This window comes from Gordonia polyisoprenivorans NBRC 16320 = JCM 10675, from assembly GCF_000241325.1.
In the GTDB taxonomy this organism is placed as follows: domain Bacteria; phylum Actinomycetota; class Actinomycetes; order Mycobacteriales; family Mycobacteriaceae; genus Gordonia; species Gordonia polyisoprenivorans.
Genome location: NZ_BAEI01000091.1, coordinates 38,181 through 63,845, shown reverse-complemented (window position 1 = coordinate 63,845; position 25,665 = coordinate 38,181). Strand labels below are relative to the sequence as shown.

At 67.7% G+C, this 25,665-nt stretch carries 22 protein-coding genes; 13 read left to right on the top strand and 9 right to left on the bottom strand.

Features of this window, described 5'->3' with window-relative positions; genetic code table 11:
* Window position 1 precedes the first annotated feature (1 nt).
* Window positions 2-790 (bottom strand): SDR family NAD(P)-dependent oxidoreductase, encoded by a 789-nt coding sequence (locus GOPIP_RS25775; protein ID WP_035728877.1) that lies wholly within the window; start codon window positions 788-790, stop codon window positions 2-4.
* A 57-nt stretch (window positions 791-847) separates the two neighbouring features.
* On the opposite strand from GOPIP_RS25775, the gene GOPIP_RS25770 reads away from it, so the two are divergent.
* A complete protein-coding gene (locus tag GOPIP_RS25770) occupies window positions 848-2,380 on the top strand; it encodes a flavin-containing monooxygenase (protein ID WP_006372808.1) in 1,533 nt (510 codons plus the stop codon).
* On the opposite strand, the gene cobG is transcribed toward GOPIP_RS25770, so the two are convergent.
* A complete protein-coding gene (gene cobG, locus GOPIP_RS25765; protein ID WP_006372807.1) occupies window positions 2,365-3,558 on the bottom strand; it encodes a precorrin-3B synthase in 1,194 nt (397 codons plus the stop codon). The two genes, GOPIP_RS25770 and cobG, sit on opposite strands and share 16 nt — an antisense overlap.
* 203 nt (window positions 3,559-3,761) lie before the next feature.
* On the opposite strand from cobG, the gene cobN reads away from it, so the two are divergent.
* The 5 genes from cobN (at window position 3,762) to GOPIP_RS25740 (ending at window position 12,298) form a co-directional block, all read left to right on the top strand.
* Window positions 3,762-7,418 (top strand): cobaltochelatase subunit CobN, encoded by a 3,657-nt coding sequence (gene cobN, locus GOPIP_RS25760; RefSeq protein ID WP_006372806.1) that lies wholly within the window; start codon window positions 3,762-3,764, stop codon window positions 7,416-7,418.
* Window positions 7,419-7,522: 104 nt separating this feature from the next.
* Window positions 7,523-8,029 (top strand): FxsA family protein, encoded by a 507-nt coding sequence (locus GOPIP_RS25755; protein ID WP_006372805.1) that lies wholly within the window; start codon window positions 7,523-7,525, stop codon window positions 8,027-8,029.
* Window positions 8,030-8,116: 87 nt separating this feature from the next.
* Window positions 8,117-9,745 carry an amidohydrolase gene (locus tag GOPIP_RS25750; protein WP_006372804.1) on the top strand — a complete coding sequence of 543 codons (1,629 nt, stop codon included), beginning with the start codon at window positions 8,117-8,119 and terminating at the stop codon, window positions 9,743-9,745.
* Window positions 9,742-11,511 carry an apolipoprotein N-acyltransferase gene (gene lnt, locus GOPIP_RS25745; protein WP_006372803.1) on the top strand — a complete coding sequence of 590 codons (1,770 nt, stop codon included), beginning with the start codon at window positions 9,742-9,744 and terminating at the stop codon, window positions 11,509-11,511. Before GOPIP_RS25750 ends, lnt begins: the two co-directional genes overlap by 4 nt.
* Window positions 11,498-12,298, top strand: coding sequence for a polyprenol monophosphomannose synthase (locus GOPIP_RS25740; RefSeq protein WP_006372802.1), 801 nt, complete (start codon window positions 11,498-11,500; stop codon window positions 12,296-12,298). The genes lnt and GOPIP_RS25740 overlap by 14 nt, the downstream gene beginning before the upstream one ends.
* 195 nt (window positions 12,299-12,493) lie before the next feature.
* Here GOPIP_RS25740 and GOPIP_RS25735 read toward each other — a convergent pair whose 3' ends face one another.
* The gene (locus GOPIP_RS25735; protein WP_006372801.1) at window positions 12,494-12,838 is read right to left on the bottom strand and encodes an RNA polymerase-binding protein RbpA; all 345 of its coding nucleotides are present in this window, start codon (window positions 12,836-12,838) and stop codon (window positions 12,494-12,496) included.
* Window positions 12,839-12,957: 119 nt separating this feature from the next.
* Here GOPIP_RS25735 and GOPIP_RS25730 point away from each other — a divergent pair, with 119 nt between their 5' ends.
* From GOPIP_RS25730 to GOPIP_RS25710, 6 genes are all read left to right on the top strand, one after another.
* Complete coding sequence (locus tag GOPIP_RS25730; protein WP_020171316.1) at window positions 12,958-13,323, top strand: hypothetical protein; 366 nt, start codon at window positions 12,958-12,960, stop codon at window positions 13,321-13,323.
* A complete protein-coding gene (locus tag GOPIP_RS25725) occupies window positions 13,320-14,150 on the top strand; it encodes an adenylate/guanylate cyclase domain-containing protein (protein WP_006372799.1) in 831 nt (276 codons plus the stop codon). Before GOPIP_RS25730 ends, GOPIP_RS25725 begins: the two co-directional genes overlap by 4 nt.
* A 321-nt stretch (window positions 14,151-14,471) precedes the next feature.
* Window positions 14,472-14,693: a DUF3263 domain-containing protein gene (locus GOPIP_RS25720; protein ID WP_026920127.1), complete on the top strand. Its 222-nt coding sequence runs from the start codon at window positions 14,472-14,474 to the stop codon at window positions 14,691-14,693.
* Between the two features lie 155 nt (window positions 14,694-14,848).
* The gene (locus tag GOPIP_RS28525) at window positions 14,849-15,157 is read left to right on the top strand and encodes a hypothetical protein (RefSeq protein ID WP_006372797.1); all 309 of its coding nucleotides are present in this window, start codon (window positions 14,849-14,851) and stop codon (window positions 15,155-15,157) included.
* Between the two features lie 14 nt (window positions 15,158-15,171).
* The gene (locus GOPIP_RS25715) at window positions 15,172-16,026 is read left to right on the top strand and encodes a VOC family protein (RefSeq protein WP_006372796.1); all 855 of its coding nucleotides are present in this window, start codon (window positions 15,172-15,174) and stop codon (window positions 16,024-16,026) included.
* A complete protein-coding gene (locus tag GOPIP_RS25710) occupies window positions 16,023-16,397 on the top strand; it encodes a hypothetical protein (protein ID WP_006372795.1) in 375 nt (124 codons plus the stop codon). The genes GOPIP_RS25715 and GOPIP_RS25710 overlap by 4 nt, the downstream gene beginning before the upstream one ends.
* 33 nt (window positions 16,398-16,430) lie before the next feature.
* Here GOPIP_RS25710 and GOPIP_RS25705 read toward each other — a convergent pair whose 3' ends face one another.
* From GOPIP_RS25705 to GOPIP_RS25695, 3 genes are all read right to left on the bottom strand, one after another.
* Entirely contained in the window at window positions 16,431-17,549 is a 1,119-nt protein-coding gene (locus tag GOPIP_RS25705) for a DNA polymerase III subunit beta family protein (RefSeq protein WP_035728876.1), read from the bottom strand.
* A 164-nt stretch (window positions 17,550-17,713) separates the two neighbouring features.
* The gene (locus GOPIP_RS25700; protein WP_006372793.1) at window positions 17,714-19,285 is read right to left on the bottom strand and encodes an HNH endonuclease signature motif containing protein; all 1,572 of its coding nucleotides are present in this window, start codon (window positions 19,283-19,285) and stop codon (window positions 17,714-17,716) included.
* A gap of 73 nt (window positions 19,286-19,358) precedes the next feature.
* Window positions 19,359-20,603, bottom strand: coding sequence for an esterase/lipase family protein (locus GOPIP_RS25695; RefSeq protein ID WP_006372792.1), 1,245 nt, complete (start codon window positions 20,601-20,603; stop codon window positions 19,359-19,361).
* 108 nt (window positions 20,604-20,711) lie between these two features.
* Between GOPIP_RS25695 and GOPIP_RS25690 the strand changes: the two genes are divergently transcribed.
* Window positions 20,712-21,038: a hypothetical protein gene (locus GOPIP_RS25690; protein ID WP_006372791.1), complete on the top strand. Its 327-nt coding sequence runs from the start codon at window positions 20,712-20,714 to the stop codon at window positions 21,036-21,038.
* Here GOPIP_RS25690 and GOPIP_RS25685 read toward each other — a convergent pair.
* Genes GOPIP_RS25685 through GOPIP_RS25675 form a run of 3 tightly spaced genes read right to left on the bottom strand, consistent with a single transcriptional unit; the run spans window position 21,019 to window position 25,570 of the window.
* Window positions 21,019-22,317 carry a PucR family transcriptional regulator gene (locus GOPIP_RS25685; protein WP_006372790.1) on the bottom strand — a complete coding sequence of 433 codons (1,299 nt, stop codon included), beginning with the start codon at window positions 22,315-22,317 and terminating at the stop codon, window positions 21,019-21,021. The two genes, GOPIP_RS25690 and GOPIP_RS25685, sit on opposite strands and share 20 nt — an antisense overlap.
* Window positions 22,314-23,735: a phytoene desaturase family protein gene (locus GOPIP_RS25680; RefSeq protein WP_006372789.1), complete on the bottom strand. Its 1,422-nt coding sequence runs from the start codon at window positions 23,733-23,735 to the stop codon at window positions 22,314-22,316. The genes GOPIP_RS25685 and GOPIP_RS25680 overlap by 4 nt, the downstream gene beginning before the upstream one ends.
* Window positions 23,732-25,570, bottom strand: coding sequence for a DUF3556 domain-containing protein (locus GOPIP_RS25675; RefSeq protein WP_006372788.1), 1,839 nt, complete (start codon window positions 25,568-25,570; stop codon window positions 23,732-23,734). The genes GOPIP_RS25680 and GOPIP_RS25675 overlap by 4 nt, the downstream gene beginning before the upstream one ends.
* Between the last annotated feature and the right edge of the window lie 95 nt (window positions 25,571-25,665).

Genomic DNA, 25,665 nt, shown 5'->3' with positions numbered 1-25,665 from the left:
GTCAGCGCTTGCTGCGCTGGCCGTCGCTGATGGCGGCCACCAGCCGGTCGCTGCGGGTGAGACGGGCGAACGCCGCCGAGGCGGACGGTGCCAGTCCGCCGAGCGTCGTGGCCGCCCGCAGCGGCAAGGGCGCCACCGTGGTCTCGAGCCGGTTGCGTTCGATGGCTCGGATCGTGGCGGCGCCCACGGCGGCAGCGGTGACCGTGCCCGCGCGCGGCAGACCCACTCGGGAATCGGCGATCATGCCGGCGTCACGCACCGGTCCGGGGTAGATCGATGACACGCCGATCCCGTGGGGCCGCAGATCCTCCCGCAGCGCCAACGCGAACCCGCGAAGACCGAATTTCGTCGCGTTGTAGAGAGACGTGTTCGACGATGCCGATTTTCCCGAGAGCGACGACATGAATACGAGGTGGCCTCGTCCGCGTGGAATCATCTGCGCTGCAGCAGCTTTGGCCATCAGGATCGGCGCCCGGAGGTTGACCTCGAGCGCACGATCGATTTCCTCGGTCGCGTATTCCAGGAGTGGACCCGACGCGGGCAGACCTGCGTTGGCCACCAGGATGTCGACGCGACCGGCTTGCTCGACCACCTCGGTCGGCGCTTGCGGCTCGGTCAGATCGGCGGTGATCACCCGGCCGCCCACTCGATCTGCGAGTTCGGTCAGCGCGTCGGAGCGCCGTCCGGTGAGGGTCAGCTGGGCCCCGCGTCGGGCCAGTGCGATTGCCAGGAATTCGCCGATCCCGCCGGAGGCGCCGGTGAGGAGTACGTGCGCATTCGAGACGTCCATGTCGACCAGAGTAGGCAGCTCGATACGCGAGCCGTCAACTCCCACAGGAAGGTAGCCATGAATTCCGCGGACCCACAGTCACCAGAGCAGGGGCGGTCATCGGAGCCGGGGCACGAACTCCACGACGTGATCATCGTCGGTGCGGGATTCGGCGGCATCGGAGCCGCGATCGCCCTCAAGCGGCTCGGTTACGAGAACTTCGTCATCCTCGAACGCGAGGACGACCTCGGCGGTACGTGGCATGTGAATCGATATCCCGGTCTGGCCGTGGATGTTCCGTCGCCCACGTTCTCGTTCTGGTTCGAGCCGAACCCCAACTGGTCGCGGCTATACGCACCGGGAACAGAACTCAAGCAGTACGCCGTGGACGTCGCCGACAAGTACGATGTCCGGCGGCATATGCGATTCGGTGTCTCGGTCGACGGCGCGCGGTGGGATGCCGAGACCAACACCTGGCGTGTCGCCCTCGCCGGCGGAACCACGATGACGACGCGATTCCTGATGTGCGCCACCGGTTTCCTGTCCCAGCCCGCCACCCCCGACATCCCCGGTATCGACACTTTCGCCGGGCGGGTGGTGTATGCGTCACGGTGGGATCCCGACTACGATTTCGCCGGTAAACGCGCGGCGGTCATCGGGACCGGATCGACTGCAGTGCAACTGATCCCGGAAATCGCCGATCTCACCGAGGAGTTGACGGTGTATCAGCGCACACCGATGTGGGTGATGCCCAAGCTCGACGCCCCCATCCCTGCGCCGGTGCGAGCACTGTTTCGGCAGATGCCGGCCAGTCAGCGAGCGGTGCGTTGGGTCACCGATGTGACCCAGGAGATGGCGATGCTGATCGCAATGTGGCGTTTCCGGCGATTTCGTCGCGTCAACGACGCCGTCAAACGGATTGCCGCACTCTTCCGGTATCTGCAGGTGCGCGACCCGCAGATGCGTCGCGATCTCACACCCGCCTACGACTACGGGTGCAAACGCCCGACGGTCTCCAACGACTACTACCGCACGCTCGCACGCGAGGACGTGAACCTCGACACCACCGGCATCGATCACATCGTGCCCGACGGCATCGTCACCGCCGACGGCCGTACCCGTGAGGTCGACGTCCTGATCCTCGCCACCGGGTTCGACGTGTGGGAGAAGAATCTCCCGGCGATCGAGGTGATCGGACGCGACGGCCGCAATCTCGGAAAGTGGTGGCGGGAAACCGCATTCGCCGCATACGAGGGTCTGACGATGCCGTACTTCCCGAACTTCTTGAACTCCGCCGGCCCCTACTCGTGGGTGGGTTTGTCCTGGTTCACCACGGTCGAATGCCAGATGCGGCACATCGCGCGGCTTTTCGGGGAGGTCCGACGCCGGGATGCGGTGTCCTTCGAGGTCCGTGAAGAGGCGAACGAGAAGTTCCTCGACGACATGACCACCCGGATCGCCGATTCGGTGTTCGCCCTTGGCAACTGCGCCCGGTCACGCTCGTACTGGTTCAACGCCAAGGGAGAGACCCCGTTGTTCCGGCCGACCTCTGTCGCCGAGGCGGTGCGGGCGCAGGACACGTTCCCGCTCGAGGACTACCTGTTCTCCTGAACCCGACGCGTGTGATAGCCGTCGGGGCCGGCCTCGACCCGTAGATGTGACTCGGTGGGGGAGCCGCATCCGCGCTCGCACCCGACCCAGTGCTCACGGTCGGTCACCGGCTCACCGACCGCGACCCGGTTCGCGAGATCGGTACGCACCGGCGCGTGCGAATTGGCGCATCCCGGGGCCCCGGCACACGAAGTGACCCGCACCCATGGTGAGGCGGCGTCGAAGATCAGGCCCATCGGCGCGAGGACGCGGACGACGGTTTCGGCGATCGGCTCGGTCAGATCGCAGAGAAGGATCTCCCGATCGGTGGTGATCGTGATCGGCGCGCCGACTGCAGCCAGGAACTCGGCGAGCCGCGACGGGAGACGACCCAGCTCGACCACCGCACCGAGCAGTACCCGGCCGTCGTCCTGCTCGAACCATCCGACGACCGGCCCAGTCGCCGGTACATCTGCCCATGTCTGGTCTCCGGGTGGTCCGAGGCGCCGCCGCGCCGCATCGATCACCGACACGCGCGTCGCGGCGTCGAGGTCGTGGATGCGCCAGCGGCGGGGTCCCGTCAGCGCCGCCATGGCACGCGCGACGTCGAGCAGCGCCGGCGCGACAGCGGCGGTCGTGTCGACCGAACCGGCCACCTCACCGTCGACCACGATGTCGGCCACCCCGGTCTCCGCCGGATGCCGCAGGACGGCACACACATCGGGCCGGTGACGCGCCACATCACCGCGTCCGTCGTCCACCCCGAACAGGAACCTGCCCGAGAGACCGTCGAGACCATCGGCACGACGCAGTTCGGCATCGAGCGCCGCGGCGATCGGCGACGCATCGGCGTGGCCCCCGATCCGGCCGGTCAGGGGACTCACCACTATGTTGCGGATCTTCTCCCTACCGCCGATGTCCTCACCCCCGACCCCGTCGGGTACCAGACCGGCCGCGGTCAGCGCGTCCGCGACGGCCTCGACATCGCTGATCCCGCGCAGCTGGATGTTGGCGCGCGCAGTCAGCTCGAGGTACCCGTCGCCGTGCTGGGCACTGACCTCGGCCAGGGTCTGCATCTGAGCGGCGGAGAGCACACCGCCCGGCAGTCGGACCCGCGCGAGCGCACCATCGGCGGCCGGGTGCGGAGTGAACACACCCGGACACCGGTCGTCGGCGCTGCGCTCGCGGGGTTCGGTCACGGGATCCAGCGTAGACGCGGGTGTGGGCCGCCCACGGCGCCTGCACTAGGCTCCAACCACACGTCCAGTGCGTCAGAAGCCGGTGTGATTCCGGCGCGGTCGCGCCACTGTGTCGGGGGTGTCCACGGATGCGCCCGGAGTCAGACCTGTCGCTGGGCACCCCGACCACACGACCGGGCGCGCCACCCCGGTGAGGAGTTCTCATGATCCTGTTGCTGTCGACCTCCGACACCGACCTCATCACCGCCCATGCCGCGGCCGCCGACTATGCGATCGCCAATCCGTCGCGGCTGCTGGTCGACGACATCGCCGATCTGGTTGCGCCGGCGGACATCGTCGTCGTCCGGATCCTCGGTGGGCGCCGCGCGTGGGAGGACGGGCTGGAAGCTGTACTGGCCGCCGGTCGCCCGGTCGTCGTCCTGTCCGGTGAGCAGCAGCCCGACCCCGATCTGATGGCGTGCTCCACCGTTCCCGCCGGAGTCGCCCAGCAGGCCCACAACTACCTCGCGGCGGGGGGCGTGAGCAATCTGGAGAACCTGCACAACTTCCTCTCCGACACACTGCTGCTCACCGGCCTCGGCTTCGATCCGCCCGCGCAGACCCCCGCATGGGGAATCCTCGATCGCTCCGGCACTGCGCGCGCCGACGTTGCCAACGCGGGCCACGACGGGTCGACTTCGACGATCGCCGTGCTCTACTACCGGGCGCAGCATCTGGCCGGCAACACCGCCTACATCGACGCGTTGTGCCGCGCCATCGAGGACGCCGGCGCCCGCGCACTGCCGGTGTTCTGTGCGTCGCTGCGCACCGCTCCCGACGACCTCATCGAGCTGCTCGGTACCGCCGACACGCTCGTCGTCACCGTCCTCGCGGCCGGCGGCGCCACCCCGGCCACCGCGTCGGCGGGCGGTGACGACGATGCCTGGAACATCGAACGCCTTGCCGCCCTCGATATCCCGATCATGCAGGGCCTGTGCCTCACGTCCTCGCGGGCCGACTGGGACGCCAACGACGACGGGCTCTCGCCGCTCGATGTCGCCACCCAGGTCGCCGTGCCCGAGTTCGACGGCCGGATCATCACGGTGCCGTTCTCGTTCAAGGAATTCGACGAGAACGGGCTGCCCACCTATCGTCCCGATCCGGAGCGATGCGCACGGGTCGCCGGCATCGCCGCGGCCCATGCCCGGCTGCGCCACACCCCCGCGGCCCGACGTCGTATCGCGTTGATGCTCTCGGCGTATCCGACCAAGCACGCCCGCATCGGCAACGCCGTGGGCCTCGACACCCCGCGCAGTCTGGTGTCGTTGCTGCGGGCAATGCGCGACGCGGGATACGACATCGGCCCGGAATCCGGCCCGGACGCCATTCCCGGTCTGGCCGAGGACGATTCCGATGCGCTGATCCATGCGATCATCGCCGCGGGCGGTCAGGATGCCGATTGGCTGACCGAGGAGTCGTTGGCCGCCAACCCGATTCGGGTGTCGCCGGCGGACTACACGCGTTGGTTCGCGACGCTGCCCGCTGCGTTGCGTGAGGCTGTGACGAGACACTGGGGGCCGCCGCCGGGGGAGTTGTTCGTCGACCGCTCGACCAATCCGGACGGTGACATCGTCATCGCCGCACTGGTTTTCGGCAACACCGCGATCATGGTGCAGCCACCGCGCGGATTCGGGGAGAATCCGGTCGCGATCTATCATGACCCGGATCTGCCACCGTCGCACCACTATCTGGCGTCGTATCGCTGGGTCGCCGGGCGGGCGGGGCGAGCGGGCGACATCCCCGGCTTCGGCGCTGACGCGGTGGTGCACATCGGCAAACACGGCAACCTGGAATGGTTGCCCGGTAAGACACTCGGCATGTCCTCGGACTGCGGAACCGATGCCGCCCTCGGCGATCTGCCGCTGGTGTACCCCTTCCTCGTCAACGATCCCGGCGAGGGCACCCAGGCCAAGCGACGCGCCCATGCGGTGCTCGTCGATCACCTGATCCCGCCGATGGCGCGCGCCGAGTCCTACGGTGACATCGCCCGTCTCGAGCAACTCCTCGACGAGCACGCCAACATCTCCACCCTCGATCCGGCCAAGCTGCCGGCCATCCGTCAGCAGATCTGGACGTTGCTCACCGCGGCGCAGATGCATCAGGATCTCGGGCTGACCGAGCGCCCCGACGAAGAGGTCTTCGACGACATGCTCCTGCATGTCGACGGCTGGCTCTGTGAGATCAAGGACGTGCAGATCCGCGACGGACTGCATGTGCTGGGACAGGCTCCCGCCGACGAGCACGAGGTCGACCTCGTACTCGCCATGCTGCGCGCCCGACAGCTGTGGGGCGGGACGGCGGCCCTCCCGGGACTGCGTGAGGCCCTGGGCCTGACCGAGGGCAGCGGCGAAGCCGCGCGCACCGACGTCGACGCCGTCGAACACCTCGCCCGCGAGCTCGTACAGTCGTGTGCGGCGGGGGACTGGTCGGAACAGACCGTCGCCGAGGTGGCCACCGGGCATCCGCCCGCGGTCGCCGACATCCTGCGCTTCGCGGCCACCGAGGTCGTCCCGCGGCTGCGACAGACCTCCGGGGAGATCCCGCGCGTGCTGCACGCCCTCGACGGTGGGTTCATCCCGGCCGGTCCCAGCGGATCGCCGCTGCGTGGTCTGATCAACGTGCTGCCCACCGGCCGCAACTTCTATTCGGTCGACCCCAAGGCCGTACCGTCGCGCCTCGCGTGGGAGACCGGGCGGGCGATGGCCGATTCCCTGCTCGAGCGCTACCTCGGCGACCACGGCGAATACCCCGCGTCGGTCGGGCTGTCGGTGTGGGGCACCAGTGCGATGCGCACCTCGGGCGACGACATCGCCGAGGTGCTCGCGCTGCTCGGCGTGATGCCCGTCTGGGACGAGGCCTCGCGCCGGGTGTCGGCGCTCGAACTGATCGGCCTCGCCGAACTCGGCCGGCCCCGGATCGACGTGACCGTCCGCATCTCCGGCTTCTTCCGCGACGCATTCCCCCACGTGGTCACCATGCTCGACGACGCCGTCGCCCTCGCCGCCGACGCCGACGAACCCGATGACTCCAATTTCGTTGCGGCCCATGCCCGTGCCGCACTGGCCGAGCACGGCGACCGGCGTCGGGCCACCACCCGTATCTTCGGTTCCAAACCGGGGACCTACGGTGCGGGTCTGCTCCAACTGATCGATTCGCGGGACTGGCGCACCGACGACGATCTGGCACGGGTCTACACCGAATGGGGTGGGTACGCCTATGGGCGCGACCTGTCGGGCATCCCGGCGGTCGACGACATGCGCAGCGCGTATCGGCGGATCTCGGTGGCCGCCAAGAACACCGACACCCGCGAGCACGACATCGCCGACTCCGATGACTATTTCCAGTACCACGGCGGCATGGTCGCGACGGTGCGCGCATTGACGGGACGCTCCCCGGAGGCCTACATCGGCGACTCCACCCGCCCGGACGCGGTGCGTACACGCACACTCTCCGAAGAGACCAGTCGCGTGTTCCGGGCGCGCGTGGTGAACCCGCGGTGGATCTCGGCGATGCAGCGCCACGGATACAAGGGTGCCTTCGAGATGGCGGCCACCGTCGACTATCTCTTCGGCTACGACGCCACCACCGACGTCGTCGCCGACTGGATGTATGAAAAGCTCACCGAGTCCTACGTCCTCGACGAGCACAATCAGAAGTTCATGGCCGAGTCGAACCCGTGGGCGCTGCACGGCATCGCCGAACGCCTCCTCGAAGCCGTCGAGCGCGATATGTGGCACGAGCCCCCGGCGCAGATGCTCGACGACCTCCGGGCGGTGTATCTGCAGACCGAGGGTGACATCGAGGGGCGCGACGGGGAGTAGCGCGGATTTCTCAGTGTTTTCCCAGAGTCGGTGGGCCCGGGTTGCGGAGCAAAACCGGCGCCTCGTTCGTTGAGCGGTACAGACACGCAACGAAAGGCCGACTCATGCGACTCGCGTATGCCCTGCTCTATCTCGCCGTCGAGATCGGCGTGTTCGTGGCGATGACCATGACCCTCGGCTTCGGGTGGGCGGTGCTCATCACCATCGCCGCGGCCGTCGTCGGCTTCCTCATGCTGCGCTGGCAGGGTGCGAAGGTCTTCGGCGAACTCCGGCGCGCCTCCCGCAATGAGGTCGACGCCCGGGCACCACTCGCCGACACCGCCATCATGGCCGGATCCTCGATCCTGCTGATCATTCCCGGCGTGGTCTCCACACTGGCCGGCATCGTGCTGCTCGCACCGCCCACCCGGCGCCTGGTCCGGCCCGCGGTGACCGCGTTCGGCGCCCGCCGTCTCGTGGTGGCGATGGATCGCGCCGGAATCTATGCGACCTCGGGTTTCCGACGTGGCACCGTCATCGACGGCACCGTCGTCGATTCGCCTGCTCCCGGCGACCCGGCGCATGCAGGTGCCACCCCGGCCGGCGACCGGCAGCTGCCGCCCGGACACTGATCACCGCGCCGACCGCCGTCGCCTCGATCCGCACCGCACCAAACCCCCCGACACCTGCCGACCCCACTCAGGGCACACTGGACGATCGTGGCTACCGAACTCCTGCTCGGCGGACTCGTCTATTCATCGAGCGTTCCCGACGCGACCGCGCTCGCCGTCACCGACGGCGTCGTGACGTGGGTCGGCTCCGACGCCGTGGGCCGAGCCCTGCACCCCGATGCCCGGATCATGGATCTGGCCGGGCGTTTCGTCGCACCCGCCTTCGTTGATTCCCATGTGCATCTGACGTCGACCGGACTCGCCCTGGACGGATTGACGCTGAGTGAGTCCACCAGCCGTACCGACTGTCTCGCACGCCTCGCGGCCGCCGCGGACGGAGCCGACGAGAACGAGCTGATCTGGGGGCTCGGGTGGGACGATTCCACCTGGGCGGGCGTCGATCCGGATGACCGCAGGTTTCCCATGACAGCCGAGATCGACGACGTCGTCGGTCACCGCCCGGTCTACCTCGCGCGCATCGACGAGCACTCGGCGGTCGCCTCCACCGCGCTGCGCCGGCTGGTCACCGACCTCGACGCCGCCGAGGGGTACGACCCCGATGCGCCGCTCGTCGCCCAGGCACACCACCTCGTGCGTGCCGCTGCCCGTACACTGGTGACCCCGGCGACCCGCGCCCGGTGGCAGCGCCGGGCACTCGACGCCGCGGCCGCCGCCGGAGTGGTGGCGGTGCACGAGAACGGCGGACCCGAGATCGCCGGCCTCGACGATTTCCTCGCCCTGGCCGACCTCGACCACCCGGTGGAGGTGCGCCGCTATTGGGGGCAGGCGGCGCAGGACGCCGAGCATGCCGCCGAGCTGCTCTCCATCACCCGCGCCGACGGGCTGGCCGGGGATCTGTTCGTCGATGGCGCTCTCGGCTCGCACACCGCGTGGTTGCGGGAGCCATATACCGACGATCCGGACACCAGCGGCATCAACTATCTCGAACCCGAGACCATCCGGACGCACATCCACGCCTGCACGCTGGCGGGCGCGCAGGCAGGCTTCCATGTGATCGGTGACGCCGCGACCAAGGCCGTCGTCGCCGCGTTCGCCTCGGTCGCCGACGAACTCGGCACACCGGCTCTGGCACGCTGCGCCCATCGGCTCGAACACGTCGAGATGACCGACGCCACCGACGCCGCGATCCTGGCCCGCTGCGGAGTGATCGCGAGCATGCAGCCGCTGTTCGACGCCGAATGGGGTGGACGTGAACGGCTGTATGCCCAACGGCTCGGGCCTCGCGCCGACGGCCTCAACGACTTTGCAATGCTCGCCAAAGCCGGTGTGGCACTCTCGTTTTCCTCCGATTCGCCGGTGACGGCGATCGATCCGTGGGCAACCATCCGAGCTGCGGTGCACCCACATCGGGCGTCGTCGGCGATCTCGGCGCGGGCGGCATTCGGCGCCTGCACACGCGGCGCGTGGCGCGCCGGCGGTGTGCACGACGGACTGACCGGCACGCTGGAACCCGGAGCGCGTGCCGACTATGCGGTGTGGGAAGCCGACGACCTCGTGGTCGCCGGCTCGCACGCCGGGGTGCAGCGGTGGTCGACCGATCCGCGATCGCGCGTACCCGCGCTGCCCGACGTCTCACCCGATGCCCGCCTGCCACGATGCGTGCGGACCGTCCGCGCCGGCTCGATCATCCACGACGTCGACGGAGGCGATTGGTGACGCCGGCATCGGGAACCGACGCCGTCCCCGGGACCGATGCCGATCGCTCCGCCGGCACCGAGCAGTCCCCACCGCGGCGCTGGGATCGGCTGCGCGACCGTTGGACCACCGCCTCGCCCGCCGCACACCGCCGAACGCTGTGGGCGGTACGCACCGTCCTCGCCGCCCTGGCCGGGCTCGCCATGTTCTCGGCCTTCCCACCCCGCAACTGGTGGTTCATGGCGGTGGTGTCGCTCGGACTGCTCTACGGGCTGCTGGCCGAGGGGCGTCCCCGCGCGCGGACCGGGGCCTGGATCGGCTTCGTCTACGGTGTCGGGTTCTTCGTCCCCCTGCTGCCCTGGATCGGTGTGTACGTCGGGCCCCTGCCGTGGTTGGCGCTCGCCGCCGCGCTCGCCGCCTACCTGGCCCTGTTCGGGCTGTGCGCGACGCTGACGATGCGACTGCCCGTGCCGCCGCTGTGGTTCGCACTGTCGTGGGTGCTGGTCGAGGGACTGCGGTCGTCGTTTCCCTTCGGCGGATTCCCTTGGGGACGAACCGCATTCAGTCAAGTCGACGGCCCGTTGCTGCCGCTGGCGTCGGTCCTCGGGGCACCCGGGGTGTCCGGGGCGGTTGCGCTGTTCGGCGCATCGGTGGTCTGGGTGATCCAGCTCGCCACCCGCCGAGACGCCGCCGTCGGCATGGGCCCACGATCCTCTGTCGTCCGCGGCGCCGCACTGGGCATCGTCCTGGCCCTGCTCGCGCCGGTCTCGGCGATCGCGTTACTGCCCGACACCGTCGACCGCAACGTATCGGGTGCTTCGGCGCAGATCGCGGCAGTTCAGGGCAATGTGCCGCGACTCGGACTCGAGTTCAACGCCCAGCGGCGCGCCGTCCTCGACAACCACGTCCGAGAAACCATGGCGCTCGCCGACGAGATCAACGCCGGCCACATCGAGCAACCGTCGTTCGTCGCGTGGCCTGAGAACGCCTCCGACATCGATCCACTGGACAACCCCGACGCCGCCGCAGAGATCACCGCGGCCTCCGACGCCGTGGGCGCACCGATCCTGGTGGGCACGCTGATCGTCGAACCCGACGGTCGCCCGACCAACACCGTGCTGGTTTGGGACGGTAGCCGGGGCCCCATCGCGCGGTACGACAAGCACATCATCCAGCCCTTCGGCGAATACCTGCCGTGGCGTCCGTTCTTCCGGATGTTCTCGTCCTACGCCGACATGGCAGGCAACTTCCGCCCCGGCACCGGCCCGTCGGTGCTGACCGTGCCCGGACGTTCCGGTGACGTCACCGTCGGGGTCACCACGTGTTGGGAGGTCGCCTTCGACCGGGCGGCACGCGACGCGGTCGATCAGGGCGCCCAGATCCTGTACGTACCCACCAACAACGCCACGTTCGGTCGCACGAACATGACCTACCAGCAACTCGCGATGTCGCAATTCCGGGCGGTCGAGCACGGTCGGGCCGTGATCGTGGCCGCGACCAGCGGAGTCAGCGCACTCATCGAACCAGACGGATCGATGACGTCGGAATCGGACATCTTCACCCCGGCGATCCTCGCCGACCGGCTTCCGTTGAGTTCCGCCACGACGATCGCCACCCGTCTGGGAGCATGGCCGGAACGCATCGCGATGCTCCTCGCGGTGGTGGCGCTTTTGGTCGCGGTGGCAATGCGTACTAGGTTCACTCAGAGATTCACGGCGGTGCGGCCTCACAAGGGTGCCGGCACCGCCCCGGAGAAGTCGGAGGAGTACACCGGTGACGAACAGTGACCGATCGCCCGCCGGTGGTGTCGAGCGACCCACCGTGGTCGGGCCCGACGGCGAGAAAGCGCTGGTCGTCATCCCGACCTTCAACGAGCGCGAGAACCTGCCACTCATCATCGGTCGCCTGCAGACCGCGCTGAGCGCCATCCACGTGCTCGTCGTCGACGATTCCAGCCCGGACGGTACCGGTGAGGTTGCCGACGAGTTGGCCGCCGCCGACGTCGCAGGCCGCATCCACGTCCTGCACCGGGTCGACAAGGACGGACTCGGTAAGGCCTACCTGGCCGGATTCGCCTGGGGGCTCGCACGCGACTACGAGGTCATCATCGAGATGGATGCCGACGGCAGCCACGCTCCCGAACAACTACCCGCCCTGCTTGCGGCGATCAACGACGGCGCCGACCTGGTCATCGGCTCGCGCTACGTCAAGGGTGGCGAATTGGTCAACTGGCCGCGCCGGCGTGAGATCCTGTCGCGGGGCGCCAACACCTACGCGCGTCTCGCGCTCGGTGCCGGAATCCACGACATTACGGCCGGTTACCGCGCGTACCGCCGCGCGGTGCTGGAGAAGATCAGCCTCGATACCGTCGAATCCGCCGGGTACTGCTTCCAGATCGACCTGGCATGGCGATCGATCCAGACGGGCTTCGACGTCCGTGAGGTTCCGATCACCTTCACCGAACGCGAGATCGGTCAGTCGAAGATGAGCGGTGGCGTCATGTCGGAGGCCTTCGTCAAGGTGTTCCGCTGGGGTGTGCAGAGTCGGCTCGCCCAACTCGGCGTACGGCGCTGACGACGCACCAGACAGACAGAACGACGGGCGGCCCGGGAGACAATCTCCCGGGCCGCCCGTCTGTATGCCTGAGTCGGCGATGATCAGATGATCAGTTCGTCGCCCCCCAGAGCTCAATCAATTCGTCGCCCCGCAGCGCTCGATCAATTCGTCGCTCCGCAGAGCTCGATCAATTCGTCGCTCCGCGGCGCTCGATCAATTCGTCGCTCCGCGACGGCGCTGCTTGAGCAGGTCGAGGCGCTCATTGAGCAGGACCTCGAGCTCTTCCTCGCTGCGCCGCTCGAGCAACATGTCCCAGTGGGTGCGCGGCGGCTTGCCCTTCTTCTCCTCGGGCTCGGCGCCCTCGAGGATGGTGCCCTCCATGCCGTTCTTGCACGGCCACTTCGACGGCACCTCGGCGTCGTCGGCGAACGGGACGTCGAAGATCTCCCCGTTGTCGGTGCGGTATTGGACAATCCGCCGCGGCGCGAGATCGTGATCACGATCGGTTTCGTAGCTCACCGCACCGAGGCGGCTACCCCGAAGTACTCGATCTGCCATTTGCTACTGCTTTCCTCTCGGCTTGCTCGCTGACCAAACCAGCTGCTGAACAGAACCATTCTACTCTTCTTGATCCGTGACGCCCGATGCACGCGACACCGCGCGCGGCTTGTGTCGCGATGAGTACCGCGCACGGTACGGTCTGTGCCGTGGATGCGACCCGTTCCCGGCGAACCTACGCGTGCGCGTGGTGCGGCTCGGCCATGGCCGATTCCGAGATGGGTCGGCGACGCAAGTACTGCAAACGGTCATGTCGACAGCGGGCGTACGAACAGAGAGCGCTCGTGGCGGGTACTTCTATTCCCGACGATGCGGTGATCTTGTCGTCGGCCGAGGTCGCGGAGTTCGGGGACCGGATGTTCGCCCTGCGATGTGCCGCCGAGGACCTCGCCACCGCGGTGGGCGAAGACGCCGACCGCGCCACTCTGTCCGGTCTCGCCGACGAGCTGCTGTCCTTGGCGCGAGACGCGGAGCGACTGCGGTGAACGCCGGCGACGCCCCCGATTCATCCGACCCGAATCCCGAACCGCCATCGGGTCCCGAACCGGCACCGCTGAGTGCCCGCGCCGCAGATGCTCTCGCCCGCGCCGACGCCAATTCCACCGGCATCCGGGCGATCCGCGCGGTCCGCAGGTTGCTGCCGGACGCACCACCATCGATCACCGACTCCCGACCGTCGGACCGATTGGCCCGGTTGATCGCTGACGCCAGACCTGAAAAGCCAAGTGCAACCAGAGAGTTGGGTCTCGCTGCGGTACAGGCCTGGCAATCGGTGACCCGGCGGCGCGGGCACTCCGCGGACACACCGGTCGACGTGACCATCCTGTTCACCGACCTCGTGGCGTTCTCCACCTGGGCTCTCGCAGCCGGCGATGATCAGGTGTTGCGACTTCTGCGAGAAGTGAACACCGCGACCGAGCAGGTGGTCCGGCAGCACGGCGGCCGGATCGTCAAGAACCTCGGGGACGGGGTGATGGCGATGTTCACCGATCCCGACGAGGCGATCGTGGCCGCCTACGAGGCGATCGGTGCGGTCAGCGCACTCACGATCGACGGCTACCGTCCTCAGCTGCGGGCCGGCCTGCACACCGGTACACCTCGCGCGGTCGGCGACGACTTCGTCGGCGTCGACGTCAATATCGCGGCACGCGTTGCCGGTGCCGCCGGGGCGGGTGAACTGCTCATCAGCGACGCGACCCTCGAGAGCGTCGATCCGCAGCGCTATGCCCGCCGCCGACGCCGCCGTTTCAAGGCCAAGGGCGTTCCCCGGGAACTGACCGTATACGCGGTGGTTCCCCGATACGACGCGTAGCACAGCGGATCGGACCGGTCCCGGCGACGTCGTCGCGACCCTTGACCCCGCGATGAGAGATCGGTCCGTCGAGACATTTCCGGCACGTCCGCCACGGCGAGAAAGACCGACGTAGTCGTCCACTGCGACACGGTGTTTCGATACCTGTGGAAAGAGCTCGCGGGGATTAACCTCGTCGGTGCACAAATGACTGCCCTCGGTCACCGTCGCGGTGTACAAAGGACGTCAACCGCACTCCTGCAACATTCTCGGCCGAGCCAAGACCGAGAGTGTTCTGTGCGCACGGAAACACCACGATGGTTGGGCGGCACCATGACAGTGATCAACAACAAGCAGCAGCAGATGATCGACTTCGAGACGAGTTGGTACACATTGGGCGGTGGCTCGTCCCGTGAGATCACCGAGCAGTTCGGGCTGACCGATCGTGACTTCTTCGCGCAGGTCGATCAGCTCGTCGACGAGGCACCGCCGAGCGGACTGAGCAACTCCGAATTGCGGCGGATGCGCCAGGTGATCCGCCGGCGGTTGTGGATGGCGCGCTGAGCCGATAACACGCCGAGCGCTCGGCGCGCTGACGCGACGTCACGCCGAGGAGGATGGCAGGCTGGGTATGTGCCCACCCGATCAGGCAACCACCCGGATGCTTGCGACCGACAGAAGAGGTCGACGCGCCGTCGCAGATCGGTGGTGGTGCAGTGATGACGCCTTTCTCCGACGACGACCTCGAGCAGTTCTATCGAGGTGTGGAGGCGCGGACAGACCTGACCCCGCGGCGTCGACGGCGTCCGGCGCCGGTGTATCGGGACTGTCCGACGCCGTACAAGGACGCCTTCGGTTCGGAGGCGGCAGCCATCGAGGGGATCGGCCGGATACGGCAGGTCGGTCGGCGTGCGCCGACGCTGCGGTGTTATCGCTGTGACTGCGGGTCGTGGCACATCACCAGCAGCCCGCCGCGCGAGGAGCCACCCCGACCCCCGCGCGGCCGTCGCGGCCGACACAGACGATGAGGAGCATTTCTCCGATGGCCCATGACGCCGACACCGACGTCCCGAGCGGGATCGAGACCGGACCCACCGCCACGGCACCGACCGGACCGCACGACCCGGTTGCCGTTGTCGATCTCGGCACGCCCGACGTCGACGCATCGGCCGCGGCATATGCAAGGCTGCTCGGTCTGTCGCAGCCCACCGACGACATCGGCGTGTTCGCTGCTCGAATCCGATTGCGGCCCAGTACATCTGGTGATCAGCACCGAGTACTCTTCGGAGTCCCCGACGCCGACGGTCATGTGCGCCTACTCCGGCGGCGCGGTCTGGAGCTGACGGCACCGACGGGAGATGACGTGCGCGGGGAGTGGCATGTCGACACGTTGCCCTTCGGTGTCACCCCGGCCGACCCGGTGGCCGATCGCGGGCTGACCGTGTCGGCGCCCGAGGTTGCCGCCGACATCGCCGGTATCGATCATCTCGTGTTCTCCAGCCCCGATCGCAATCACGCGGTCGCGCTGTTCGGTGCCACGCTCGGACTGGATTTCCGGCTCGACCGCCGAGTCGTCGACGGTCTGCGACAGTTGTTCTTCCGCCGAGGCGATCTCGTCGTGGAAGTCGTCGTCCCCGACAGCGCGCCCGCCGACGAGCCCATCCGCCTATGGGGTATTGCGTGGGGGAGCACCGACATTGGGGCTACCCATCGTCGCCTGACCGACGCCGGGGTCGGCATCTCCGAGGTCCGAGACGGCCGCAAACCGGGTACCAAGGTGGCCACCATCAACGACGATGCCCTTGCGACGCGTTCGATCATCATCGGCCGTTCGACCGTCATCGGCACTGACCACCCGCGCCGTGCCGCATCCGTCCACGACGAAGGAGCCCGATGAGCCTGTTCACCTCCGCAGCAGCCATGACCAACAAAGCGGTCATCCCGCTGTTCGGATTACCGGTCGTCGGTCCGGCACTGGGCAGGTCGATGACCGTGGTGACCTACACCGGCCGTCGGTCGGGCGCCACGTTCCGGCTGCCGGTCGCGTATCGACACGGCACTGCGACCTCCGAGGGAGGGGCACCTCGTGACACCGTCCTGATCGGAGTGGCGCTGCCGGACAAGAAGAAGTGGTGGCGCAACTTCACCGGGAACGGTGGACCGCTGTCGCTGCTGCTCGACGGCGCCGAGCGGACAGGACATGCCGTCGCGACACGCGACGAGAAGGGTTCGGTGTCGGTGCGGGTGGTTCTCGACCCGGTCGGCTGAGTGCGGCGCCCGGCTATGCGTTGCTCCCGAAGGTCAGGACGCGACCCGGCCGGCGGACGCAGGGTTCCTGACCGGCATCACCAGTGTGGTCAGTTCGCCACGATCGGCCGAGCGGATCGTGGCGGGCTGATCTCTGCCGCGGAGTTCGACGAGCACGTCCGCGCCGATCGCGGTGCTGATCGCCGGATAGAGCGTCGTCATCTCGAACCAGAGGGTCAGCGCTACACCTGTCACCTCGGCCACCAGGCGCATCTCGTCGCCGAGCTCTGCGGTGCCAGAGTCGGAGTCGTCGTCGGACGGGCACGGGTACGGGCGAAGGGCGATCCGCCCCTCATCGATCTGCATCTCGACGAATTCTGCGGGGCCGCGCTCGAGTGCGTCGAGCAGTCCGGTCCTCGACGTCAGCATCGTTGTCGTCGGAGTCGGCAGCGCCCCGAGCAGCGCACGATGATCCGGGAAGGTGTCGTCGATCAATCGGCAGTGACGCCGGCGTCCGCCGGGAAGCGTGATCGTGAGGCCGTCGTCGTCGACAGTCAGCTCAACGACAGGGGAGTGTCGGAGATCGGCCAGGCACCGGCGCAGGTCGTCTGCGTGGACCGTGCCCGCACACGTCGCGCCCGTCTGCCCGGCGACGAGCGACCGAGTCGTGAGCCGAAAGCGATCGGTGGCACTCATTGTGAGAGCCCCGTTTTCGATCTCCACGCGAACGCCGCTGAGGACGGCGAACTCCGCGTCGCATGCCGTGGTGGTGAGAACCTGGTCGGTCGCGGCGGCAAACATCGCTCCACTGATCGTCGTCACACCGGGTTCTGGCTGAATGTCCCACTGTGCCTTGATGAGCGAGGCAGTCGACCGTGCGGCTTCGGCCGCGCCGATGATCTCCGCGAGGTAATCGTCGAGACAACGCTTGGCATCGAGCGGTGCGGAGTCGAGCATCTTCCGCACCCCCACGATGGGCATGCCGATTTCTCGTAGGCGTCGAACCAGGACCGCACGGTCACATTGGCCCGGGGTGTACCAGCGGTAGCCCGAGCCTGGATCGACCCGATCTGGCCGCAGTAGCCCGGCGTCGTCGTAGAAACGTAGGGCGCTCGTCGTCAGGCCGCACGCATCGGCGAACGCCCCGATCGACATCATCTCCGAATTGGTCACCGGGACATCATCGGACCTCGACCTACCTGAAGGTCAAGCCGCTCCGCCGGATTCGAGGATGGCGCAGAGGTGTGCCCCGTCATCAACGCATGGCGAGGTCACCGGCGTCCGTTGTGGTGTGCCGGTGACTTCGCGTGTGTGTGGTTGTTGGATCGTTGGTCTGGTCAGGCTGCGTCGGGGTGGGCGAGGAAGTAGTTGATGTCGCCTCGTGGTGCCTGTGGTCGATGACGGTCGGGTGGACCCAGCCCGGGTGGACTCAGTCCTGGTGGCCCCAGTCCGGGTGGTGGGTGATCGTGTGGGCCGGTCCGTCGGTGGCCGTGTTGGCTGTTGGCTTCGCGGTGCACGACTCGCTGTACCCCGGTATCGAGGCGGGCTTCGCACCTCGATACCGGTGGTGAGGGCGGGTCGGCCGGTATGCCGGCCGCGTCTCGGATGTGTTCGACCGCGGCCCGAAACGTCCGGTCGATCCGAAAGAATCGGTTGACCCGCAACGGATTCTGTGGCTGTCCGGGTTCGGTGTTGAGTCGCCAGCCGAAGCGTCCGGCGTCGGGGCCACTGCGGATCAGTTCGGTGGTGTACTGGCCGGTGTCGGGGCCGACCATGCGGTTGTGCACGCCGCACGCCGGGGCGAGATCGTGGATGTCGGTGTTCCCGCCCCGCGCATAGTCACGGGCGGCGTGGTGGATTTCGACATGCACCATCGGCGCCGAACAGTCCGGATGCGAACAGCCCCCGTAGGAATCGGCCAGGGCCAGCCGCTGCCCCCGTGAGGCGAACCGACGGGCTTGCCCGAAATACAAGATCTCCGACGAATGATCGGCGTACACCGCCAAATACTGTTGCGCCCGTGCCGCCACCTCCACCACGGCACCGATCGGCAGTGTCGTACCGGTGGCGGTACGTCCGAGACCGGCCTGCTCGCGTAATTCCTGGGAGGTGATCGACACGATCAACTGCGGCGGCAGACCCCGATGACTCTTACCCAGCAACCCGCCGTCGAGGGTGGCGTGGAGCAGGGCACGGAACGCATCATGCTGGCGTTGCGCGGTGGCGCGTGTATCGCGTTGGGCCGCGGCCTCCACCACGTCCGGGTCGGCATCGTGGACGGATCCGTGCGGGGAGTGCTCGTCGTCGGGATTGTTGACGCCTTTGGCCGCCCATGACGCCAACACCACGTCGAACATCGCGCGGGTGGCCGGGTCCAGGCGGCCTTTGATCACCGACATCTGTTGGGCGTCTTGACGTCCCAACCATAGTTGCCGTTGCCGGGCCCGGTCGGCGGGTTCGGTCAGCTCGCCGTCGGGATCGACCCGGGCAAGCAGTTGTTGCCCGAGGACCCCCAACTCCGCGGGGGTGTGTTCGCGTGCCAGTTGCCCCAGCGTTTGCTCCGCTGCGGTGTGGACCTCGGCGGGCAATGCGACCGGGATCTTGCCGAGCACGTCGAGGACCGCGTGGACGTGGTCCGGGCCGAGAACGCCGTCGGCGACACCGTCGGCCAGGGTTGGTGCCGACGGCGATAGCGGCGTACCGGTGGGTGTCGTGAACTGCCCCGACGCCTGCAACCGTCGTTTACGACGGAAGGTGTCGGTGATCCGTAATCGGCGACTGAGAAAGCCGGAGATGTTCTGAAAACCCAGCTTCCGGTACACCCCGCGGTTCTCGACCTCGATCAGTGCGGGCTGACTCACCGATTCCATCCGCCGAGCGGCACGTTCGTGTTCCTCGGTGACCGTCACCAGGTCGGTCTGTAGTCGGCGGCGGCTGTCACCGCAAGAGAAATCCGTCAATTCGTTCGATTGATCTGTTCGACTAGCCGGCAGTGAGTGCTCGCAGCGGACGGAGTCCGTCACGGAGCCACAGGTAGATATCGTCGTGGTTGAGCAGTGTGAAATGGTTCGCGCGGCCCAGATGCATGCCGTCCTCGTCGCGGAATCCGATCCGCCGGGAGCGATGGAACCCTCGACCGCTCGGCGTCAGAACCAGGCCGTCACCGATGAAGCGGCCGAGCGGGTGGCGTGGATTGCCGAAGAGGGAGGCCGTGACGAACAGATGGCGGGCGCCGGCGAGTAGTGGGACGTCCGCGCCGGGCGCCTGCCACCAGCCGTCCGGATCCGCCGATGGTCCATCCTCGGCGATGACGTTGCCGTGGAAGAGATCTCGGACGCCGGCACTGCGCCGACGCAACAACTCGCCGAACGGTCGGGTCACCGACAGCATGCGCAACGCCGACGACGCGGCGTGCACGCCCCGTGCCAGGGGCGCACCGAGGTGCGGGGAGCCGAGACTGACCGTCTCGGTCACCAACGGCACCCACGGCGCGCGGTTGCTCGTACCGAGGTGACACGCGCTGCGGATGACGAGGCCGCCCATCGAATGCCCCACGAGCGAGATGCGGGTGACCGGCACCGGCCACAGCAGGACCATCTCGCTCAGCAATCGGGCGAGGGTCGCGCCGTTGTCGCTGATGTGGCGGCCGGTGTTGTAGCGGATCTGCACCTCGGTGGCACCGATGTCGTCGACGAGCCGCGCTCCATAGGTCGGGCGTCCACCGAGTCGCCAGGCGTGTTCGGTCTCCATCAGCCCGTGCAGGAAGACGACGAGGTGTCCGGTGGCGCGCGGATACGCGGCGGCCAAGCCGTCGGTGGTCACGGCGACCGGCGACCCGCCGACACGGGGAGCCATCTGCGGCGCCAGCGGGGAATGTTCGTCGTCGAGGGCGTCGCCGATGAGTCCGTCGAGAATGCCGATCATGGCCGCGCCACGGACGGTCCTGGTGGGCTGAGGCCCGGTCTCGGGCAACGCGTCGGCGACGATCGTGGCCGAGTCCAGCACTCCGGTGATCGAGGTGTAGACCGCTTCACTGACCGCGTCGTGCACGGTGCGCACCGGCGCGACAGGCCTGCCGATCGCGAGGTCGAGCGTGCCGAAGACCGCCGCCGAGGTCGCACGGTGCACCCGCGCGATCCCGACGGTGGCCTTGCCCAGTTCGCTCAGTCCCAGTCGTGCCAGCGCACGGACTTCTCCCTGTTCGCCGACCAACCGCCTGCTGCTCATGGTTCTCAGTGTACGTTCGTTCACTCGAATCGTCTCCGTGACGGCGGGATACCCGCATCGCCGGTTGGATAAACGACAGCAATCGAACATATGATCGGATGCGTGGGTATGGCTCGGATCGGCGGCGACAGCGGGCGACCCCACCGGCCTGCTTTCGTGCGCGTCGGCCACCGGGCGGTGCTGATCGATCTCAACGCGCTGTATCCGCAGACCCCGCACCACAGTGGCACTTATCATCCCGACGGCCTGCAGATCCGGAAAGTCGCCACCGGAGTCCTCACCGAGTGGGGGCTGTCGGAGTGGGGAGAGTGGTACGGCAAGGTCACCTACACCCTGAGCGCACGCGACCGGCAGGAGTCGGTCACCCACTGGGTGCCCGCGTGGGCCCTGCGTCCCGCCGATGGCCCCGGTCGGGTCAGGCCGGACCGGAGATGATGCTGGGCCCCAACAGTTCACAGACCGTCAACGCCAGGGCGAGATCGAGCCGGTCGCGATGTCCGGGTACCTCGGCCAGCGCTTTGCCGACGCGGTACTTTACCGTGTTGCGATGCAGGTTGAGGCGGGTCGCGGTATGCAGATGACTCTCTCGGGTCGCGTAGTAGACCGAGAGCGTCTCGCGCAGCGTCGCCGCCGTGGGTGAATCGTCGGCGAGACCACCGAGCACCTCCCGCACCCAGGCCGTGGTGGCCGGCAGATCCTGCGCGAGCAGCGAGGCGATGGCGACTCCGCGGTCAGCGAATCCCACGATCGATCCGGTGCCGCTGCCGGGCATGATCGCCACCGCATAGGCCCCGCGAGCCTGCTCATGGCTGCGACGGAATCCGTCGACGCCCGCACCGACCAGACCGAACGCACCCCGGAGTCCAGGTGGCAGGTCGATCTCACCGACCGCACGCTCACTCGACGCCGTGCGCAGCGGGAACCAGACCCAGATCGTCGACCGGTCCACGGCCGTGAGGATCGGAGGCCCGTCGGCGCGCAGGCGAACCGCGAGTTCCTCGGCGCCGCGGTGCAGGCGCCGGAGATCCACACCGTCGTCGTCGGACCAGATGATCGCGGCGAGATGCGGGCGGTCCAGCCGGTATCGGGTCTGCTCGGTGAAGGTGCGGCCGTCGGTGTCGGTGCCGTCGAGAACGCGACGAATCGCGGTCGAGGACAGCGTGGCGTCGGCGCCGAGCCATCGGCGGCGTTCATCCTCGTACGCCTGGAACACATAGAGGGTGATCCAGTCGATGTAGCCGAACATGACGCCCGAAATGTGTCGGGTCACCGCCATCGCCCGGTCCGCGTCCAGCTCCAGTTCACCGATCATCTGATAGCACAACAACATCACCGCGTTCTGGCCCAGATGATAGGCGCGCACAAGGGAATTCGACGGCACATCGCGTTGCGCGAGGCGCAGCGCGTACTCGACCGCGGCGGTCGTCGGCTGCAGATGATCGACGGGGATGTCGTTGGCGAGAACGTGGATGATCGTCGAGACGTTGCCGTGCACACTCGCCTCGAGCATCTCGACGAGCTTCGGATCCGCGTCGAGATGGTCGATCTCGCGGGCCATCATGGCGGTCAGATCCGCGACGATGGTCGCCTCCTGCGCGCGGAGCCGGCGCGCGATCGCCGTGACCACCTCCTGCAACTCGGCATCGGCGGTCGCAGGCATGCGGGCCAGCCGCGCACGCGCCTGCGTCCCTCGATCGCCATCGACCTCGGTCATCGGCGCCCCCGCAACGATGCCAGGGCCGCCGACGCAGCGTGATAACCGCACAGGCCGTGCACGCCCGCGCCGGGCGGGGTGGACTGTGAACACAAATAGACCCCGTCGACGCCGAGCGCGTACGGGTTCGCCGATAGTCGCGGGCGCGCCAGCATCTGCAGCCCGTCATTGGCTCCGCCGATGATGTCTCCGAGAGCGAAATTGGGGTTGTAGGACTGCAATTGACGGGTACCGGTACTGCGCACGGTGACGATCCGATCGCGGAATCCGGGGGCGAAACGTTCGATCTGGGCGGTCACCGCGTCGGTGGCGTCGCCGTCGTATCCGCGGGGTACGTGGGCGTAGGCGTAGATCGGATTGAGTCCGCCGCGGCTGCGCGACCGATCGGCGAGATACTGCTGCCCGAGCAGGACGAACGGCCTGTCCACCATGATCCCGGCGGCCCGCTGCCGCTCGGTGTGCCACACCTCGAAGGCATCACCACCGAGATGAACGGTGCCCGCGCGTCCGCAGTCGGGAGTCGTCCAGGGGATGTCGCCGTCGAGGGCGTAGTCGACCTTGAACGCCGACGATCCCACGCGGTAACGCTGCAACGCGCGTCTCACCCTGGCCGGCATCTGGTCACCATAAATCGAGAGTGCCTGCGCGGGTGAGAGATCCAGCAAAACCAGATCGGCGGACGGGATGTCGGAGCGCGCCGAGACCAGTGTGCCGGTCTCGATCTTGCCGCCGTGGTCACCGATCGCGGCCGCCGCGGCGGTGGCGATCGCACCGGAACCCCCTCGGGCGACCGGCCACCCGTGGCGATGTCCGCTCGCCGCGATCATCATGCCCAGCGAAGCGGTGAGCGGCCGGTCGAGTCGGGTGAACGCGTGCGCCGCGATACCGGCGAACAGCGCGCGACCGCGATCGGTACGGAACCAGCGGGCCATCACGGTCGCGGGCAATACCGCACGCGGCCCGAAGGCCGCCAGCCGCAACGGATGCCGCGGCAGATGTACGACCGGACGAAGGAGATCCTCGCCGAGCTCGTCGAAGCCGCGCGCGAGGTCACCGAGGGCCAGCCGCCAACGCAGGCCGTCGGGGCCGAGTCCGTCGGCGGTCCGATCGATGCTGCGGTACAGGAGTCCGGCAGTCCCGTCGTCGAGGGGATGGGCGCAGTCGATCTCCGGGAGGCACCAGGTCAAGCCGTAGGACTCCAGGCCGACGCTGCGCCAGAACGGCGAACCCATTGCCAGTGGGTGAAAGGCCGCACAGTGATCGTGGATGAGGCCCGGTTCGGTCAGCTCGCCCGACCGACTACCCCCGCCGACCTCGTCGGCGGCCTCGAGGACGGTGACCTCGACGCCGTTGCGGGCGAGATGCAGGGCGGCGGCGAGCCCGTTGGGCCCGCCGCCGACGACGACGGCAGTCGTCACGGTTGCACCTGCCGCGAGGGTGTCGAGCGCATCCGGGGTTCGGTCACGATCTCAGGATCGGTGAGCGCGCGGCGGGCGTCAATGTCGAGCGTCCAGTCGACCTGCACCGGGATCGGCCCATTGGGCAACCACGGCTGCTCGGCAACCGCGTCGGCGACCCGGTAGGTGCCCGTCTCGATGACCCCGAGCGCCGCGTCGATCACCTTGTAGCGCTGGGTGCCCTTGTGGATGGGTTGCGACTCGATCCAGGCGATCGTGAACTCACCGGGCGCGAAGTCACAACGGCGCTGCAGGGCCGCGATCATCTTCTCGTCGTGCAGGTGTCCGTCACCGAAGTTGAAGGCCACCAGCGAATTACACGAGAACTCGGCCTCTCGCAGAGTGTAGGTGTCGATGTCGTCGCCCAGGTGACGCATCATGAGTGAGAACAGCGCACGCCCCTGACTGTGCAGGGAACGCCACGCCATCATCTGGTGCATGACGACGTCGGCGACCTCCGGTGGATACGACGCGAGCAGCTGGGTCCTGGTGTTCTTCGATGAGCGCACCACGCACTGGTCGAGTTTGTCCTCGGCGCCCGGTGCGAAGGCCCACGTGGCCGACGCCCAGTTCCCGGCGTACTGCCGCATCGACGGCAGGAACGACACGAGGTCCGGGCGGAGATTGCCCAGCACCGGGAAGAAGCACAGCGCTGCGGCGATCAGGGCGAGCACCCACGGCATGGTGGTGTCGGTCAGCGCGAAACCGTCCCACGTGGGGTGTCCCCAGAACAAGAAGATCGACGCGTAGGCGAACAGGATGTTCCACTCCAGCGGTACCGCGAGGGGGAAGGTGGAGAAGATGAACAGGTGGAAGCAGACCATCAGCACCACGCCCGCCAGCGTAAGCCACTTGTTGGTGGAGAACAGCAGCACCAACGGAGTCACGATCTCGACGATGGTGCCCAAGACGTGCCCGACTCCCGAGGCGAGGCGCGACGGTCGCATGTCGTGCGGGAAGTCGCGGTAGTGGGCGCGTTTGATCGACCGGAACGGCAACCAGGGGGTGTTCGACAGCATCGGCGGGATGACCATCGAGAAGTGATGTCCCAGTTTGGAAATGCCGGCGCCGACCCAGACGGTGACGATCAGGAGCTTGAGCGCCAGGATCATGTCCACGTAGGGCAGGAAGGCGAAGAACACCAGTGCCGGCAGGTACTGCTCGGACCGTGCCGCGATGAAGATCACCTTGTCGCGCAACCCGATGACCACGAAGAGCGCGATCAGCGGGTAGAGCACCACCGGATTCACCACGCCGTGATCACCGGCGACGACCGAGTTCATCGACGATGACGCAACGCCCGGGAGTGCCAGTGCGACAACGATGGTGATCAGGATTGCCGCGTAGATCACGACATCGGCGACAGTTCGGGAATCACCTCTGGTGAACGGTACGCGTCCCGGCCACGGTGGCAGGCGGATCGTCTCCGGCCGCAACCAGAACAGGAACCCACCGGTCATCGGTTTGAAATGGCCGGCCAGCGGACCCCACGACCCGCCGAGCCCGAGGGTTTCGAGCAGGACGGTCCACAGGACCACCTTTTGATACACGATCAGTTCGTTCCACCAGGAACCGACGTCGACAACGTTGAGTCCCGAACTGAACGTCGCGATACACAGTCCCGCAACGATATACAGCACGCCGACCTTGATCAGGTAGATCGTGTGCACCATCTTGGGTGTGCCGAAGCCGTATTCGGCCCAGTGCGCGCCGAGAACGCGCAGCCGGTCGAGAAACGGCCTGTCGAGAAAGGTCTCCGGTTCCACGGGCGGGAAATCCGGGGTGGTGAATCCCATGGGTACTCCTTCGGGGTGAAGCGAAATTGGTGGGTGGTTTCGGGGTGCGGACGCGTTCGGCCGACCCGACGCCGTCGTGCGGCCGGTTCGGGGGG